Raw genomic sequence first — 16,394 nt, forward strand, 5'->3', positions numbered from 1 at the left:
GGCCCGACCGCTGGTTACTGGCTAATCAGCGTACCGGTTTTCCCCTCAATGCCCGCTTTTGCCTGGCGTAGCCCGGTGATCAGCGCCTGGCGGCCAGGCCGCGAGCGGGCAAAGGCGAGGGCGGCCTCCACCTTCGGCAGCATTGAACCCGCGGCGAAGTGCCCTTCGGTGATAAAACGCTCCGCATCCCTGACGGAGAGCGTATCGAGCAACTGCTGGTTGGCCTTGCCGAAGTGCAGCGCCACTTTCTCCACGGCGGTGAGAATGATCAACATATCGGCATCGATCGTGTCGGCGAGCGTGGCGCTGGCCCAGTCTTTATCGATCACCGCACTGACGCCGCGCAGATGCTGCCCCTCACGTACCACCGGAATACCGCCGCCGCCGCAGGTGATCACCACCTGATCGGCGGCCATCAGCGCTTTTACCGTCTCTTTTTCAATGATATCGACAGGTTTTGGCGAGGCGACAACCCGCCGGTAGCCGCGCCCGGCATCCTCCTTCATGGTGTAGCCCTGGCGGATAAGCGCCTGCGCTTCAGCTGCTGAAAAGAAGGAGCCAATCGGTTTGTCCGGCTGGCTGAAGGCGGCATCGCCCGCCGCCACTTCCACCTGGGTTATCACCGTGGCGACGGGAATATCGAGGTTACGGGCGAGCAGAGCTTCACGCAGGGTATTTTGCAGATCGTAGCCAATATAGCCCTGGCTCAGGGCAACGCAGACCGACATCGGCAGCATCGGCGTGTGCGCCTCGGTTCTGGCGGCGGCCTCGAAGGCGAGGGTGATCATGCCCACCTGCGGGCCGTTACCGTGGGTGATCACCACCTGGTGCCCCAGGGCGACCAGCTCGGCGATAGTCTGTGCGGTCTGCTGTAGCGCCTGCATCTGTCCGGCGAGATCGCACCCGAGCGCATTTCCGCCGAGGGCGAGAACAATCTTTTTCTTCATAGCACACTCTCTTGTAGCAACGGTTCCGCTGACGGCAGCGTAAGCGGCTGAAAGGGTTGGCGGCGTAAAAAGCGCCCCTGACCGGCAACGCCGGTAAAGACGCCGTTATCGAAGATCACCCGCCCGCGCGACAGGGTCTGGCGGATCGCCCCCTGGCAGATAAACCCCTCCCACGGCGAATAGTCCGCATTGTCATGCAGCCGGTCGTGGCGAATAGTGGTGGTGCGTTGCGGATCGATAATCACCACATCGCCATCCGCGCCGGGGGCCAATAGCCCTTTTTGCGGCCACATGCCGAACAGTTTGGCCGGGTTGGCGCTGGTGAGCGCCACAAAGCGCTCGGGCGAAATACGCCCGGTCATCACCCCATAGGAGAAGAGCAGCAGCAGGCGATTTTCCACCCCTGGTAGCCCGTTCGGGCAGCGGCTGAAATCGCCGCCGGAGAGGGTCTGGCGCTGAGTCAGCGAAAAGGCGCAGTGATCGGTGGCGACGGTATCGATCGCGCCATCGGCAATGCCGCCCCACAGCGCATCATTGTGGCGGGCATTACGCAGCGGCGGGCTGAGCAGATACTTCAGCGCGTCCTGGCGTTCGTAGCAGCGCTCGTCGAGCAGCAGATACTGCGGGCAGGTCTCCACCCATACCGGCTGCTGCTGCGCGCGGGCCAGACGCAGGTACTCCAGCCCCAGCTGATTGGAGAGGTGCACGATATAGAGCGGCGCATCGCCAGCCAGCCGCGCGAGATTAATCACTCTGGCGATCGCCTCGGCTTCGCACTCAGGCGGGCGGCTCAGGGCGTGATAGCGCGGCGCGGTTTTCCCGGCATTAAGAAATGCCGCGCGGCGCTGGGCGATGGCGGCATCGTTCTCCGGGTGGACGGTGGTCAGCGCGCCCGCCAGATGCAGATGGCGCATCGCCTGCAAAATCTCATCATCGTTCAGCTTGTACTGATAAGTGAGATAGAGCTTAAAACTGCTGATGCCGCTCTCCACCATCATCGGGATCTCATCCAGAATGCCGTGGTTCACATGCTGGATCACGCCGTGAAAGCTGTAGTCGATCACTGCTTTATAGGCGGCATAGTTATGGTAAACGCCGAGCTGGTGGCGCAGATGGCAGCCGGGCGGGCCAAAGCCCATATGATCGACCACCGTGGTGGTGCCGCCGCAGGCCGCCGCGCGGGTGCCGGTAAAGAAGTCGTCGCAGCTGCGGGCAAGCCCGGTATCAATGTTGAAATGGGTATGAACATCGACGCCGCCGGGCATCACATAACAGCCCGCAGCATCAATCACCTTGCAGGAGGCATCGGCCTCAATCGTGCTGGTAATCTGCTTAACCCGCCCGGCATCGATAAGCAGATCCGCGCAGGCTCTCTTGTCAGCGTTGACGATAAGGCCATTTTTAATCAGTACGCGCATAGAGACTCCAGAACGCCCGCCGCCAAATCAAGCGGGCGTGACATCGACAAACTACGCAGTCGCCAGCCAGCTCAGCGGGATCGCGGCATACATCGCCGCGCAGGTGACCAGATGCGACTTCCAGGTCTTCTCATTCGGTGCATGGGCTTCCGGCTCCTTACCGGGGCCAAAACCGATAACCGGAATGCCGTGCCGCCCCATAATCGAGACGCCGTTGGTGGAGAAGGTCCACTTATCCACCACCGGCGCGCTGCCGAACAGCCCCTCATAGGCGTTGTAGAGCGCGCGCACCGTGAAGTGATCCTCCTCTACTTTCCACGTCGGGAAGTAGCACTCGGTAGGGTAGATAAGCCCGGTCCACGACGGGCGGTCATAGCTGTACATCGACACCACCGCTTCGGCCTTTTTCACCGCTGGCAGCGCGCGGATCTCCTCCAGCGCCCCTTCCCAGCTTTCACCCCAGGTGAGGCGGCGATCGATTGAGATGGCGCAGCTATCCGCCACCGCGCAGCGGCTTGGTGAGGTGAAGAAGATCTCGGAGACGGTGAGCGTGCCTTTGCCGAGAAAATCGTCATTTCCCAGACGTTGCGACAGGCGCTCCAGCTCGCCGAGAATCGGAGCCATTTTGAAGATGGCGTTATCGCCGCGCTCCGGCGCGGAGCCATGACAGCTGACGCCATGCACATCGACGCGGATCTCCATGCGCCCGCGATGGCCGCGATAGATCTGGCAATCGGTCGGTTCAGTGCTGACGACAAACTCCGGGCGAATGCCGGACTGCTCGATAATGTACTGCCAGCAAAGCCCGTCGCAATCCTCCTCCTGCACGGTGCCGGTCACCAGCAGGGTGTACTCATCCTCAAGGCCGAGATCTTTGATGATCTTCCCGGCATAGACCATCGAGGCCATGCCGCCCTCCTGATCGGAGGCGCCGCGCCCGCCGATCAGCTCATCGGTTTCAATCCCGTGATAGGGATCAAAGCCCCAGTTCTTGATATTGCCGACGCCGACCGTATCAATATGCGCATCCATAGCGAGAAGCCGTGGGCCATGGCCGATATAGCCGAGCACGTTGCCCATCGGGTCGATCTCCACTTTGTCGAAGCCGACGCGCTCCATCTCCTCTTTGATGCGGTGAACGACGCGCTTCTCATCACAGCTTTCGCTGGGGATGGCGATCATATCGCGCAGGAAGCGTGTCATTTCCGCTTCGTAAAGTTGTGCTTTTTCAACAATCTGTTTAAACGGGATAGCTTTAGCCATCGCTCTCTTCTCCTGTTATGACGCTTGCCGCCTGGCGGTAACGCCGGGGAAATTATTCAGCCGCCGGATGCTTGCCTGCCCACACCACCTCGCGGTAGTGCTGCGCATCGGTATCGCCTTCGGTACTGATCAGCAGCACCACTGAGTCGCGATTAAGCTGTAAGCGCTTTCTCAGCGACTCGCCCTGCGGGTGCAGCGGGATGGCGGCGAGCAGGCCTGCGCCGACGGCACCGGATTCGCCGGAGATGATGCGCGGATCGTCGCCCAGCGGATGGCCAAGCACGCGCATACCCAGCGCGGCGACGGCATCTTCACAGGCGATAAACTGGCTGGCGCAGTTGCGCAGGATCGTCCAGCCGAGCGGGTTGGGTTCGCCGCAGGCGAGGCCCGCCATAATGGTCTCCATCTCGCCGCCTACTTTGACGATCTCCCCCTTCACGGCGGAGCGGTAGAGGCAGTCGGCATGCTCCGGCTCAATAATCACGCTGTGGAGACGCCGGGCGTCGAAGGTTTCTGCCAGGTAGTTCAGGACGCTCGCTGCCATGGCGCCGACGCCCGCTTGCAGGAAAACGTGAGTGGGGCGGGGAGAGCCTATCGCGGCCATCTGTTCGATTGCCTCATCGATCAGCGTGGCGTAGCCCTGCATAATCCAGGTGGGAACTTTGGTGTAGCCGGGCCAGGCGGTATCCTGCACCACCTCCCAGCCATTCTTTTGCGCCCGTTGCAGGGTAAAGCGCACGGTATCGTCGTAATTCATATCGGTGACGATGCACTCGGCTCCGAGGCGAAGAATGGCATCGACTCGTGCCTGCGCGGAGCCTTTCGGCATATAGATCACGGCGTTCTGCCCAAGTTGCTGTGCCGCCCAGGCGACGCCGCGCCCGTGGTTGCCATCGGTGCAGGTGGCAAAGGTGAGCTTCTCTTTGCTGCTTGCTTTGAAGTGCTCAAACGAGAAGGCGTTGATATCAAGATGATATTTCTCGCACAGCAGCTGGGCGATGGCGTACACGCCGCCGAGCATTTTGAAGGCGTTAAGGCCGAAGCGCTGCGACTCATCTTTCACCAGAATCGTATCCACACCGACGCACGCCGCCAGCGCGTTCAGGGCATAGAGCGGGGTGGGCTGATAGCCCGCCAGTTTTTGATGGAACTGGCGCGCCTGCTGCGCCTGCTGGCGGGTAAAGCGCGGCGAGGCTTCGCCGGTAAAGAAGTGGTTTTCTGCAATATTGATACGCAATGGAAGTGCGGACATGTTCTAACCTTCTCCATAATGTCAGAAACAGTAAGTGGCCGACCGGGCTGCCGGACGGTTACAAAATGCGTTTTTGCGCGTCGGTAAACAGCTGTTCCAGCAGCTGGCCCGGCTCGGCATATTTGCGACAGAGGATCATCGAGGCGATGATGTAGGGCTTCCAGCTCGCCTCTTTGTAGGTGGCAATGCGGTATTTTTCGAACACCGCCGCCGCGACTTCGCCTTCGTCGCAGGAGACGCCGCTGATATCCGCCGGCAGGCAGTGCATATAGAGCGCTTCGCCGTTGCGGGTGGTCGCCATCAGCGCTTCGGTACACTCCCACTCTTTATGACGGGCGTTCTGCGCCAGGCAGTGCTGCTCCAGCGCTTTAAGCCCCTGATGATCGCTGGCGCGTAGCAACTCGGTGCGCTGCTCCATCACCGTGTAGGGCGCCCAGGATTTCGGGTAGACGATATCGGCATCTTTAAACGCTTCTGCCATATCATTGACCTGGCGGAAGCTGCCGCCCGAGGCTGCGGCATTGCTTTTTGCTACTTCAATCACATCCGGGATCAGGTCGTAGCCGTCGGGGTGCGCGAGGGTGACATCCATTCCAAAACGTGTCATCAGCCCGATGATCCCTTGCGGCACCGAGAGGGGTTTGCCATAGCTTGGCGAGTAGGCCCAGGTCATGGCGATTTTTTTGCCCTTCAGTGCCTCCAGTGAGCCGAAGTGTTCGCGCAGCCAGGCGAGATCCGCCATCGACTGGGTCGGGTGGTCAATGTCGCATTGCAGATTAATCAGCGCCGGACGCTGCGGCAGCACGCCCTGTTTATGGCCGTCATCCAGCGCTTCGCCCACTTCCCGCATCCAGGCGTTACCGGCACCGAGATACATGTCGTCACGAATGCCGATGGCGTCTGCGCAGAAGGCGATCATATTGGCGGTTTCGCGCACCGTTTCGCCGTGGGCGATCTGCGATTTCCCCTCATCAAGATCCTGCTGCGCGAGGCCGAGCAGATTGAGTGCCGAGGCATAGGAGAAGCGGGTGCGGGTGGAGTTATCGCGGAATACCGAAATGCCCAGCCCGCTGTTGAACACGCGGGTGGCGATATTCTCTGCACGCAGCGCCTTCAGGGTCGCGGCGACATCAAGCACCTGCTTCAGCTCATCCGGTGACTGCTCCCACGTCAGCAGAAAATCTTTCTCATGCAGATGCGAGTGAAGGGTGTGGATCTCCTTGATTAATTCATTAACAGTTTTCATTTTGCAATCCTGATTAAGAATGACGGGCTTACGCATGGCGGTGCGGTTGCAGGGGGAGTGTGACGCGCGACGGCCAGCGTGTAGTGGCACCCTAACAATAAGTGTGCCACTTCCCGCCAGCCGCGCTGGAAGTGAGGTAAAGGGCCGGGATTATGCGAGCCATATCACGGATTTTTGCGGAGTTGCGCAGAAAAGAAGCAATACGCTGAGGCGTGTGAACAGACGATGCGGTGGCGATATAAAGGCGAAATGGAAAGTGCGGGAAAAATAGCCGGGAAATAACCGCTAAATTGATAAACTGCGCCGCGGAATTATCATATTGATAGCGAAATGTGATAGCTATTACATATTTACCATTCGTCACAAAGCGGTTGGGTGTGGTTATTCCGTAATACGCGAAGGGGAGTGTTATCCTGCAACGACGGAAAGCAGAGCGGAAAGATGCTGTTAAAAGTTTGTGAGCAATAAATAAGGACGATTATGATTCCATCCACCACGCCCTCCATTTTGATGCAGATTCAACCTAAGATACAAAAATTCGCCGGAATGCTGGCGAGCGTTCTGCAACTGGAAGTGGAAATTGTTGATAATTCATTATGCAGGGTCGCCGGAACGGGAATTTTTGATACGCAAATTGGGCGTAAATTAAATACAAGTTCACAACTATTGCGCCACATTGTTGAGACAAAAAAGGAGAAAGTCGTTACCCACTCCCGCTTCGATCCCTTCTGTAATGGTTGCCACAGCAAAGCGAACTGCAAAGAGAAAGCCTTTATCGGCACCCCGGTTATCTATCATGGGCAGTGTGTTGGGGTGATTAGCCTGGTGGCATTAACCCATGAGCAGCAAGTTCGCATCAACGATAATATTCAGGCCTTTTCAGATTATGTTCGCCATGTCTCGTCGATATTTGTCTCGCGCTTTCTTCAGGATCTCTCCAGCAACGATAATATTCAGAAAGTCTTTTTGACCATGATTGAATTTATGGATCAGGGGGTGCTGGTGGTAGGCCACGATCATAAAATTAAATTCGCTAACCCTTCGGCGCTGAAAATTATCGGTGCATCAGCGGGAAATATGATCGGCAAGAGTATACATTTTCGCCCGCTAACCTTTGAAGACCATTTCCGCCACGGCCATATGCTGCATGTCGTTTCATTCGATGATAAGAAAGAGCTTATTATCGGTCAGCTGCATGCGGTTCAGGATCAGTGGTTATTTTTAATGGCCTTTCACCAGTCCCACTCATCAGCAGAATTAAGCGCCGCCCACGAGGAGCCCTTAATTGAGAGCCTGATCGGGGAGTGCCGCCCGATGCGGCAGTTGAAAAAGCTGATTCACCGCGTCGCCCCCGTCCCCTCAAGCGTGATGATTGTTGGCGAGAGCGGTACTGGCAAAGAGGTGGTCGCCAGAGCGATCCATAAGCTGAGCGACCGCAGCGTCAAACCGTTTGTCGCCATCAACTGCGCGGCGATCCCCGAGCATCTGCTGGAGAGCGAGCTGTTCGGCTACGTTAAAGGCGCGTTTACCGGCGCATCGGCTAATGGCAAAACGGGTCTTATTCAGGCGGCAAATCATGGCACCCTGTTTCTTGATGAGATTGGCGATATGCCATTAACTCTGCAGGTGAAGCTGCTGCGCGCTATTGAGTCGCGGGAAGTGCAGCCGGTGGGCGCCTGTCACCCGGTGCCAGTGGATATTCGTATTATCTCCGCGACCAATCAAAACCTCGCACAGGTTATCGCCGAGGGTAAATTCCGCGAAGATCTCTACTATCGCCTGAATGTGATCCCGCTGCGCTTACCGCCGCTGCGCGAGCGCCAGCAGGATATTGAGCTGCTGATCCACTACTTCCTTCATCTGCATACGCACCGGCTGGATCTGGTCTATCCCGGCGTTGCGCCGGAGGTGGTGGCCTTTCTGCAACGCTACCGCTGGCCGGGCAATATCCGTGAGCTGAGCAATCTGATGGAGTACCTGGTCAACGTTGTCCCCTCCGGCGAGATCATCGATATCTCGCTTTTGCCGCCTAATCTGTTGAGCAGTGACAACGTCAGCGTATCGCGCGAGCGCGTCAACTTCTCGGCTGCCGAAGGGCGGGCAGAGAGCGTTACGGCGCTGGAGGAGATGGAGCGGCAGATGATCTGTGATGCGCTCTCGCGTTATGGCAATAAAAAGCAGGCGGCGGATGTGCTGGGGATTGGTATTGCCACGCTCTATCGCAAAATTAAAAAGTATGCGCTGGAGGGGGTGTGAAGAAAGGGGAATGGCCGGGGGCAGAATATCAGTATGTCCCCTGCAGGAATCGAACCTGCAACTAGCCCTTAGGAGGGGCTCGTTATATCCATTTAACTAAGGGGACGCAGAGCGGGACCGTGAATTGGCGTGCGTATGCTACCGTAACTGTTTGCTGCGCTTCAAGGTTTTTGTTCTTTTGTTTTAGCGTGAGGCGATATGGCGTAGGGGCAGGACGCCATCCTGAGATGGCATCCTTCTGTTCAGGCTTTTTTTAATAAGTACTTTCTGAACAGCGAGCTGAACTTTTTCTCTAACAAATAGTGAGAGATGACGGCAAAGATAAATGAGAGGATCACTGCGAGCACAAACAGCATTAAACCGCCCCAGGCAGATTGATTATGGTGCAGCGCTTTGCTGAGCAGTGATTTCGCACGGTAATGCACAAGGTAAAGAGAGAAAGAAATTTTCCCGGTATAGAGCACCGGCTTCGGTGCCCAAAAAGCGTACTGCGCTTCGTGATTGGTCAGGGAAAATACCAGTGCAAAAGCGGCGAGAATATAACCGAGGCCGCCAATCTTGCTGTAATGGGTTAACAGAATAAAGAGGAACAGCGCGAAGCTAAGCACGATTAAGGCAATGCTGACGCCTTTGCTGTAGGTGATCTTTTTATTCACTACCAGCCAGCCGATAAAGGTGCCGACAAGAAATTCGAGCATCAAACTATTAGTGAGGGTGGCGAGATAGCCCGGGTAGTTATAGTGGTTTGAGGGTGAAATCGCCACGTTATGCAGCCAGGCAGGGATGGCGACCGCCAGAGCCACAATCACAAACAGCACACTGTTTTTACGCGTTTTGAACAACATGCAGAGGGTAAACAAAGTGTAGAAAATAAATTCGTAGTTGAGCGTCCAGCCAACAAACAGTTTAGCCACGCCAAACCAGGGTGCGATTTGCGTCGTGTCTAACGGAATAAACAGCAGTGAAGTGGCGGTTTGCATCCACGACTCAACGCTACTGCCAGCCACCAACAGCGTAATAGCGAAATAGGGTGGGAAGACACGGCAAAAACGCTTAATAAAGAAGAGCTTTGCAGAAGTTAAACCGCCGTTGTCGTCGCGGGTAATGTAGTAAATAATAAACCCGCTGATGACGAAAAAGAGATCGACACCGATATCACCGTTGAGAAAAAGTCGATCGCCCCAGCCTTGAAATGACTGATTAATAAAGCTTTTAAAATGAAAGCACATCACTATTACCGCAGCGAAGGCCCTCAATGCCTGTATTGAATAGAAATTTCTATCAGTCATCACATCATCCATATTTTATGAGTTTTTACTGCCACGTGTTTTTTATTGTGATGTCGCTAACACGCATTTTAAGAGTTATTAAGTCAATCTAAAACCAGGCTAAATGCCCGAAGAGAAGCAAACCTCCCCACCATTACCGCGTAGGGAGGCTAAAAATTACAATGAGACCTTTTCTACATGACCGTCAGGAATATGGCTGTAATACCAGCGCTCGCCATTGATTTCCGTTGATTTCAGTTTCTCTGCCGCGAGCGTACGGTGCGTGTGACCCACTTCAACGGTGACCGGCTGAGTAATCGGCTGCGGGCTAATGATAATTAAATCACCCTGCGCGTTGCTGTAGGCGGTGATGTTGTCCGCAACCCGGATAACCTCGCCATTGGCGATAGCGGAGTAATCAAAGTCCACCGTTTCGCGGTAAACATTATCAACACCAAAATATTCGCCATAGACTTCAGGATCGTGGAACAGGCCAAATTGACCGCCGCTGTTCTGCATTTTAATAAAGTGGTAATCAGGAATGGTGATCTCTCTGTTTCCCTGCGCGGACTCTTTTTCGATAATGCTCATCCGCACTTGCTCTTGCAGCGCAATACGCGTGTAGCTTTTATGCATCAACGTCCATGACCAGGCAAAAGTGCCTGCGCACAGCAGTGTGACAATTGCCGTGCAGATAACGGCTTTTCTGACACCGCTCATTAAAATGCCGTAGGCGATAAAAGCGATGGTCAACAGGAAAAACATAAAGGTGCCGTTGACGACCCGGTCCGGATAGGAGGGCGAGGCGAACATAATCAGCACCGTGCCGACGCCAAAAATCGCCGTCAGGATAGCGGGCAGCACCGTGCGGCGGGTAATTTTCGCTTTCACCTCTTTATTAAAGAGAATAACCAGCACCAACAGCAGCAGCACAACGTAGCTAATCCAGATTAGCGCCAGATGGTTGTGTACTCGTTCGGTTAAGTGAATGGTAATACGCTCCAGCAGCGGTTTGCCGTACCAGTAGGTTTTACTGGCCGCACGCACAAAATTACCCGGCGAGAAGATCAGCGTACAGGAGCCCGCCAGCGCTGAAAGGGCATAGATAATTTTGTTTTTGGCCACCGATTTCGCTGTGACCATTTCATAAATAATGGCGACCAGCGCGAGAAGCACGACAAAAGGTGACACGCTCTCATTCGAGCAGCCCGCCATAAAAGCGAGCACCATCAGTAATGGATTAATGGTTTTAATATTATCGACGGTGATGCGGTAGAGATAAAAAATCCATGCGGCGACAAACAGGTTCGTCCAGAGATAGTTGGCCGCACCGACCAGCCAGAAGGTGGTCTGCCCTAGGTTAGGGTTAGCTATCCAGTAGGTGCAGAAGACCAGCGGCAGCAAAATATTATCGCTTTTTTGCCAGCGCAGGGTTTTGCCCGGCGTTTTGGCAATGAAATAACAGAAGGCCAAAGCCGCAAACGCGGTTGAAAAAGCGTAGACAAATTGCGACCGGGTAAAGAGGATCAGCGAGCTGGCATAATCTGCCACGATCCTGCCGCTCCAGGTCATGTAGTGGTGGTAATGGCTGGCAGGGGAGATACCCAACAGATAGTAGCGGTAATCGTCTGAGTGAATCGGCGTTAGCCACTCAATGGCGAACAGGCTCGCAAAAGCGAGCGCAATAAGCAGAGCTTTATAAGATTTCTCTAACATAGTAATTAACGTTCCAGGTTTCTTTTTCTGTTCTTAATAAGATAACGCGGTCTCTTTTTCACTTCGGTATAAACGCGTCCCATATATTCGCCAAGAATACCGATGCCGATAAGCTGAATACCGCCTAAAAAGAGGATTGCCGTCATCAAAGAGGGATAACCGGGTACCGGATTTCCCCATAACAACTTATCGAGCACCATCCAGATGGCGTAGAAAAAGGAGAGCAACGAGACGCTAAGACCGATATAGGTCCAGATACGCAGCGGGAAGGTGGAGAAACTGGTGATGCCATCAAGCGCAAGATTCCACAGCTTCCAGCCGTTGAATTTTGACTTACCTGCCACGCGGTCAGCGCGAATATATTCAACAATATCGGTGTTACCGCCAACCCACGAAAGGATGCCTTTCATAAACAGATTACGTTCAGAAAGCAGTTTGATATTTTCAACGACCTCCCGTGACATCAGGCGAAAATCACCCACGTTCTCTTCTATCTGCGGATAGCTGATTTTATTGTGCAGCTTATAAAACCACTCTGCTGATTTGCGCTTCATGCGGCCATCGGTTGAGCGATCGCTACGCTTCGCCAGCACCATATCGGCACCCGCCTGCCATTTAGTAATCAGATGGGGAATGACCTCAACTGGATCCTGCAAATCGACATCTATCGGGATAATGGCCTCTCCCGTTGCGTGCTCAAGCCCGGCAAATAACGCCGGCTCTTTGCCGAAATTACGCGTAAAAGATAACGGTACGACCAGCGGATCGGAGAGCGCGAGGGTATTAATAATGGTTTCAGTGGCATCTTTACTGCCATCATTAATAAAAACCAGCTCGACGGTATAGGGCTTTAACGCGTCAAAGCCGCGTACCGTTTTATAAAAGATGGGTATCGCCTCTTCTTCATTAAAGACGGGCACCACCAAAGAGATTTTCATTTCGCATCCCTGAAAACAATTAACTTTGACCAGGCGAAGCCGCATACCAGGCTGATAGCGGAAAAGAGAATCAGCGTTACGATGGGCGGCATGCCGGAACGATCGGCAAGCCAGCCAACGGCGACACTCAGCATGCCCATAAATCCGACATACATCAGATAACGCCCGGTAGTGGTTGATGATTTGAAGGTGAATTTCGCATTAGCGAAAAAGCTGAAACTGACCGCAACAATAAAGCCGGCAAGGTTAGCCAGCGCCTGGCGCGTCGAGAAACCATAAACGCACAGACAAAAAATAAGCCAGTGCAGCGCGGTATTTAATAAACCAATAGAGGCGTAGGTAGAAAATCGTTTAAACATAATTCTGAGCAATGAGTCGCTGATGCCGCGAGTGTAGCAGACAACCCCTGGAAGGTCATTAAAGGGTGCCAGTCCGCGATAATCAGCGCTCACTGCTCAATGTGATATATCACCGCAATTTATCAGTTGCTGACAAATTACGCTTCACCTCGCGCCTGTTTCTCCTCTTTCGCTTTGGCTTTCGCCTCCGCTTTGCGGGCGTTGCTCATATCATTGCGGATCTGCGCATGGCTGAGCAGGGCAAAAATAAAGGTGCCGCCGCAAATATTCCCGGCGAGCGTCGGCAGGGCGAAGGGCCAGAGGAATTCGCTCCAGTGTAGCGAGCCATTAAACACCAGGTAGAAGATCTCTACGGCACCGACCACAATATGGGTGGTGTCACCGAGCGCGATAAGCCACGTCATCAGAATAATCACCACCAGTTTTGACGCACCCGCCGCCGGGAACATCCACACCATGGTGGCGATGATCCAGCCGGAGATAATCGCATTGGAGAACATCTCCAGCGGCGTATTTTTCATCACGTCCATGCCGATTTTGACAAAGGCATCGCGGGTTGGCTCATCGAAGATCGGCATATACTCAAAGGCAAAGGCTGCCACGGCGGTGCCGACCAGGTTACCCAGCAGCACCACGCCCCATAGCCGCCCGAGCAGACCCATATTTTTCCAGCTTGGGTTTTGCATCACCGGCAGAACGGCGGTAACGGTGTTCTCGGTAAAGAGCTGCTGGCGCGCCATGATGACAATGATAAAGCCGAAGGTGTAACCAAGGTTCTCCAGCAAAAATCCGCCGGGAATCCCCTCCAGCTGGACATGAAAAATGCCTTTTGCCAGTAACGATGCGCCCATCGATAAGCCTGCGGCAATCGCCGACCAGAAGAGCGCCATCGCGTCACGCTCCATCTCTTTTTCGCCATCCTGGCGAATATGTTCATGGATCGCCATCGCCCGCGAGGGCAGACGCTCCTCATCAACCTCTATCTCCTCGCCGCGCTGCTTCTCTTCGCTTTCGACTTTCATATCATCGCTGTGCTGGTCGATCTTCTCTTCTTCTATTTTGTCCACGAAGGCCTCACTTTATTGATTTTTGTGCGTTAAGCGTAGCGGCTTTCTCCCCGTATTCAGGGCGGTATCCTCCGAAATTATAGTGAAGAGCAAAAAAGGCGATAGATTGCCTGGAAACAATGTATAAGATTATTAACACGCCGCACCGGCAACTGCGGCTATGCTGAAGTGAATCACACAGTCCACGACATAGACATCATAAGACGCGCTGTTACAATGCGTTGCATTTTGATGAATGGCCTCGAAGAAGGCCGTATTCTGCAGGGAGAGAATGATGAAATACCGCCTGTCGGCGCTTGCGCTGGCCACCACTGTGCTGGTCGGCTGCGCCAGCTCGAACGAGACGCAAGGGCGCTCGGACCCGTTAGAAGGGTTTAACCGCACCATGTATAACTTCAACTTCAATGTGCTGGATCCCTATGTTGTCAGACCGGTTGCCGTTGCCTGGCGTGATTATGTGCCGCAGCCGGCGCGTAACGGGCTGAGCAACTTCACCAGTAACCTTGAAGAGCCGGCAGTGATGGCGAACTACTTCCTGCAGGGTAATCCTTATCAGGGGATGGTTCACTTCACCCGCTTCTTCCTTAATACCGTATTGGGGATGGGTGGCTTAATGGATGTGGCCGGAATGTCCAACCCGAAACTGCAGCGCGAAGAGCCGCACCGTTTTGGTAGCACGCTGGGCCACTACGGCATGGGTTACGGCCCGTATATGCAACTGCCGTTCTATGGCAGCTTCACCCTGCGTGAAGATGGCGGCGATATGGCGGATACGCTCTATCCGGTGCTCTCCTGGCTCACCTGGCCGCTCTCCGTCGGTAAATGGACGGTTGAAGGCATCGAGTCGCGCGCCCAGTTGCTCGACTCCGACGGCCTGCTGCGCCAGTCCTCCGATCCCTATATCCTTGTGCGTGAAGCCTACTTCCAGCGCCATGACTTTATCGCCAACGGCGGTAAGCTGAAGCCGCAGGAGAACCCGAACGCGCAGGCGATTGAGGGTGATTTAAAAGATATCGACTCGGAATAAGAACCAATAAAAAAGGTGAGCCAGAAGCTCACCTTTTTTTATCCCTACGCGTTTATCAGAAGGCGTAGTTAAAGTTGGCACCGTACAGCCAGGCGCGACCTTCAGATTTGAAAGTGTACGGCCCTTCGGTGAACTTCACTTTCTGACCATGCATATAGGAGACGCCGACATCCACTGATGCATCTTTATTAAATGCATAGGTTGCACCGGTGCTCAGCCAGAAGCGATCCTGGTCCGGAATGGAGATAGAGCGTTTGTCAGCCGGAACCGGGCTGTCATCAAAGGCGATACCGCCGCGGAAGGTCCAGTTATCATCCATGTAATAGGTGGTACCGAGCGCAATACGGTAGGCGTCTTTAAAGCCCTCTTCTTTATAGAAGAGCTGCTGACCCTGGCTACCCGTCGCTTTCAGCTGCTGGAACTGGCTCCAGCTGGTGTAGGCCAGGCTGTAGTGGATTGCCCACTGCGGATCGACACGGTTATAACCCGATACTTCCCACATTTCCGGCAGGTTAAGCGTCAGTGAACCCGGGATCGTTGCGCCGCCTGTAGCAAAAGGCAGGCCGTTCAGACCGAGCGCGGGTGCCAGCGTATTTACTGCTGTCGGCAGGCTGCTCTTATAGTCGCCATCGAAATCAACTTTCACTTCCGAGCGATAAGTCAGACCCCAACGGTTATTTTTATCCAGCTCATACAGAATGCCGGCGTTCCAGCCAAAGCCCCACTCGTTGCCTTTCAGATGCGCAATCTGGGTATCTGGCGGAATCAGCCCGCTAAGGCCAAATGCACCGCCGGTTGCGGCGTCAACCTGCTGCGGCAGATCGCCCGCGTAGCGTTCAATTTTCGCGCGTGCATAGACAGCGTCGAAACCGAGGCCGAAGCTCCAGTTGTTATCAAGACGGTATGCGCCGCTGAGGTTCAGGTTCAGGGTTTCAAGGTCGGTTTTACCGCCCATTGAGCCAGCCGTGTAGTTGTTGTTGAACTCTGTCGCCAGACCGTAGTTGGAGGTGACGGATGCGCCCCAGCCAAACTGATCGTTAATCGGCGCAACAAAGTGCAGGTTCGGCACCCATGCTGTCGGTGCAATATTATCCTGACTGGCGTTGTTGCCAATCGCAGAGCGTCCGGTTACATCTACGCCAGGATCAACAAACACCGCGCCGCCGGAGAAGGTCGGGCGATCAAACATGGTGATCAGTGCCGGGTTACGGCTGGCGTTGCCCGCATCATCAGCAATCGCGCCTTCACCAGAGTAAGCGCGACCGAGGCCGGAGGCGGAGAATTCGTTGAGTTGAAAGCCTGCGGACCAGGCCTGGGTAGAAACGAGTGCCACTGCGACTGCCAGAGCAGACTTGGTAAAACGGGTTTTCTGGCTCATGACCATAACCTCATTCGAAGCGAGTTATTTTTATACAAACTTTCTTACGCCTTGTTAAAGAAGCGCGAAGTGTAGGGTCTGAGCTACCACAGAGAAATCAGACCAGTGGCGAGAGTATAGGTCTGACCAGAACTAATGTTGCAAGTATGTAATCAAGATTTTTCAATTGTGATCTCCGAAACGGGATCTGCGTGGCAAATTTGGCCGTAGCACGGATCCCCGTTTTCGGTAGTTTTTGTTTTAGATCATTTTTAATTGT

The 16,394-nt window shown here is 54.6% G+C and carries 13 protein-coding genes and 1 tRNA gene; 2 read left to right on the forward strand and 12 right to left on the reverse strand.

Annotated features, from left to right (window positions below; genetic code table 11):
- Nucleotides 1-14: 14 nt before the first annotated feature.
- The 5 genes from arcC to ygeW are packed head-to-tail and all read right to left on the reverse strand — an operon-like array spanning nucleotide 15 to nucleotide 6,126.
- Nucleotides 15-947 carry a carbamate kinase gene (gene arcC / locus ABIC80_RS01320; protein ID WP_429175110.1) on the reverse strand — a complete coding sequence of 311 codons (933 nt, stop codon included), beginning with the start codon at nucleotides 945-947 and terminating at the stop codon, nucleotides 15-17.
- On the reverse strand, nucleotides 944-2,365 hold the full coding sequence (gene hydA / locus ABIC80_RS01325) for a dihydropyrimidinase (protein ID WP_200133391.1): 1,422 nt from the start codon (nucleotides 2,363-2,365) through the stop codon (nucleotides 944-946). The genes arcC and hydA overlap by 4 nt, the downstream gene beginning before the upstream one ends.
- Before the next feature lie 51 nt (nucleotides 2,366-2,416).
- Nucleotides 2,417-3,628 (reverse strand): YgeY family selenium metabolism-linked hydrolase, encoded by a 1,212-nt coding sequence (locus ABIC80_RS01330; protein WP_429175111.1) that lies wholly within the window; start codon nucleotides 3,626-3,628, stop codon nucleotides 2,417-2,419.
- Nucleotides 3,629-3,680: 52 nt separating this feature from the next.
- A complete protein-coding gene (gene dpaL / locus ABIC80_RS01335) occupies nucleotides 3,681-4,880 on the reverse strand; it encodes a diaminopropionate ammonia-lyase (protein ID WP_429175114.1) in 1,200 nt (399 codons plus the stop codon).
- A gap of 58 nt (nucleotides 4,881-4,938) precedes the next feature.
- Nucleotides 4,939-6,126, reverse strand: a complete 1,188-nt coding sequence (gene ygeW / locus ABIC80_RS01340; RefSeq protein ID WP_429175117.1) for a knotted carbamoyltransferase YgeW — start codon at nucleotides 6,124-6,126, stop codon at nucleotides 4,939-4,941.
- A gap of 480 nt (nucleotides 6,127-6,606) precedes the next feature.
- On the opposite strand from ygeW, the gene ABIC80_RS01345 reads away from it, so the two are divergent.
- Entirely contained in the window at nucleotides 6,607-8,382 is a 1,776-nt protein-coding gene (locus tag ABIC80_RS01345) for a sigma 54-interacting transcriptional regulator (RefSeq protein ID WP_429175120.1), read from the forward strand.
- A 34-nt stretch (nucleotides 8,383-8,416) separates the two neighbouring features.
- Here the strand turns inward: ABIC80_RS01345 and ABIC80_RS01350 are convergent.
- From ABIC80_RS01350 to ABIC80_RS01375, 6 genes are all read right to left on the reverse strand, one after another.
- Nucleotides 8,417-8,488, reverse strand: a tRNA-Arg gene (locus ABIC80_RS01350).
- A 136-nt stretch (nucleotides 8,489-8,624) separates the two neighbouring features.
- Complete coding sequence (locus tag ABIC80_RS01355; protein ID WP_429175123.1) at nucleotides 8,625-9,683, reverse strand: acyltransferase family protein; 1,059 nt, start codon at nucleotides 9,681-9,683, stop codon at nucleotides 8,625-8,627.
- 144 nt (nucleotides 9,684-9,827) lie between these two features.
- Nucleotides 9,828-11,366 carry a DUF6056 family protein gene (locus ABIC80_RS01360; RefSeq protein WP_429175126.1) on the reverse strand — a complete coding sequence of 513 codons (1,539 nt, stop codon included), beginning with the start codon at nucleotides 11,364-11,366 and terminating at the stop codon, nucleotides 9,828-9,830.
- A 5-nt stretch (nucleotides 11,367-11,371) separates the two neighbouring features.
- Nucleotides 11,372-12,304 (reverse strand): glycosyltransferase family 2 protein, encoded by a 933-nt coding sequence (locus ABIC80_RS01365; protein ID WP_313276195.1) that lies wholly within the window; start codon nucleotides 12,302-12,304, stop codon nucleotides 11,372-11,374.
- Nucleotides 12,301-12,663, reverse strand: a complete 363-nt coding sequence (locus tag ABIC80_RS01370; protein WP_042716305.1) for a GtrA family protein — start codon at nucleotides 12,661-12,663, stop codon at nucleotides 12,301-12,303. Before ABIC80_RS01370 ends, ABIC80_RS01365 begins: the two co-directional genes overlap by 4 nt.
- 137 nt (nucleotides 12,664-12,800) lie before the next feature.
- Nucleotides 12,801-13,730 (reverse strand): formate/nitrite transporter family protein, encoded by a 930-nt coding sequence (locus ABIC80_RS01375; RefSeq protein ID WP_094421298.1) that lies wholly within the window; start codon nucleotides 13,728-13,730, stop codon nucleotides 12,801-12,803.
- A gap of 274 nt (nucleotides 13,731-14,004) precedes the next feature.
- Here ABIC80_RS01375 and mlaA point away from each other — a divergent pair, with 274 nt between their 5' ends.
- On the forward strand, nucleotides 14,005-14,757 hold the full coding sequence (gene mlaA / locus ABIC80_RS01380) for a phospholipid-binding lipoprotein MlaA (RefSeq protein WP_076770204.1): 753 nt from the start codon (nucleotides 14,005-14,007) through the stop codon (nucleotides 14,755-14,757).
- A 55-nt stretch (nucleotides 14,758-14,812) separates the two neighbouring features.
- On the opposite strand, the gene fadL is transcribed toward mlaA, so the two are convergent.
- The gene (fadL, locus tag ABIC80_RS01385; RefSeq protein WP_094421296.1) at nucleotides 14,813-16,135 is read right to left on the reverse strand and encodes a long-chain fatty acid transporter FadL; all 1,323 of its coding nucleotides are present in this window, start codon (nucleotides 16,133-16,135) and stop codon (nucleotides 14,813-14,815) included.
- Nucleotides 16,136-16,394: the final 259 nt, after the last annotated feature.

The sequence above is a fragment of the Kosakonia sp. 1610 genome (assembly GCF_050435845.1).
Classification (GTDB): Bacteria; Pseudomonadota; Gammaproteobacteria; order Enterobacterales; family Enterobacteriaceae; genus Kosakonia; species Kosakonia cowanii.

Excerpts from the sequence above, each read along its gene's own strand:
- ABIC80_RS01370 (WP_042716305.1), bottom strand. The coding sequence starts at position 12,663 with ATGTTTAAACGATTTTCTACCTACGCCTCTATTGGTTTATTAAATACC.
- ABIC80_RS01345 (WP_429175120.1), top strand. The coding sequence starts at position 6,607 with ATGATTCCATCCACCACGCCCTCCATTTTGATGCAGATTCAACCTAAG.
- mlaA (WP_076770204.1), top strand. The coding sequence starts at position 14,005 with ATGAAATACCGCCTGTCGGCGCTTGCGCTGGCCACCACTGTGCTGGTC.
- dpaL (WP_429175114.1), bottom strand. The coding sequence starts at position 4,880 with ATGTCCGCACTTCCATTGCGTATCAATATTGCAGAAAACCACTTCTTT.
- hydA (WP_200133391.1), bottom strand. The coding sequence starts at position 2,365 with ATGCGCGTACTGATTAAAAATGGCCTTATCGTCAACGCTGACAAGAGA.
- ABIC80_RS01330 (WP_429175111.1), bottom strand. The coding sequence starts at position 3,628 with ATGGCTAAAGCTATCCCGTTTAAACAGATTGTTGAAAAAGCACAACTT.
- ABIC80_RS01360 (WP_429175126.1), bottom strand. The coding sequence starts at position 11,366 with ATGTTAGAGAAATCTTATAAAGCTCTGCTTATTGCGCTCGCTTTTGCG.
- ABIC80_RS01365 (WP_313276195.1), bottom strand. The coding sequence starts at position 12,304 with ATGAAAATCTCTTTGGTGGTGCCCGTCTTTAATGAAGAAGAGGCGATA.
- ygeW (WP_429175117.1), bottom strand. The coding sequence starts at position 6,126 with ATGAAAACTGTTAATGAATTAATCAAGGAGATCCACACCCTTCACTCG.
- ABIC80_RS01355 (WP_429175123.1), bottom strand. The coding sequence starts at position 9,683 with ATGGATGATGTGATGACTGATAGAAATTTCTATTCAATACAGGCATTG.
- arcC (WP_429175110.1), bottom strand. The coding sequence starts at position 947 with ATGAAGAAAAAGATTGTTCTCGCCCTCGGCGGAAATGCGCTCGGGTGC.
- fadL (WP_094421296.1), bottom strand. The coding sequence starts at position 16,135 with ATGAGCCAGAAAACCCGTTTTACCAAGTCTGCTCTGGCAGTCGCAGTG.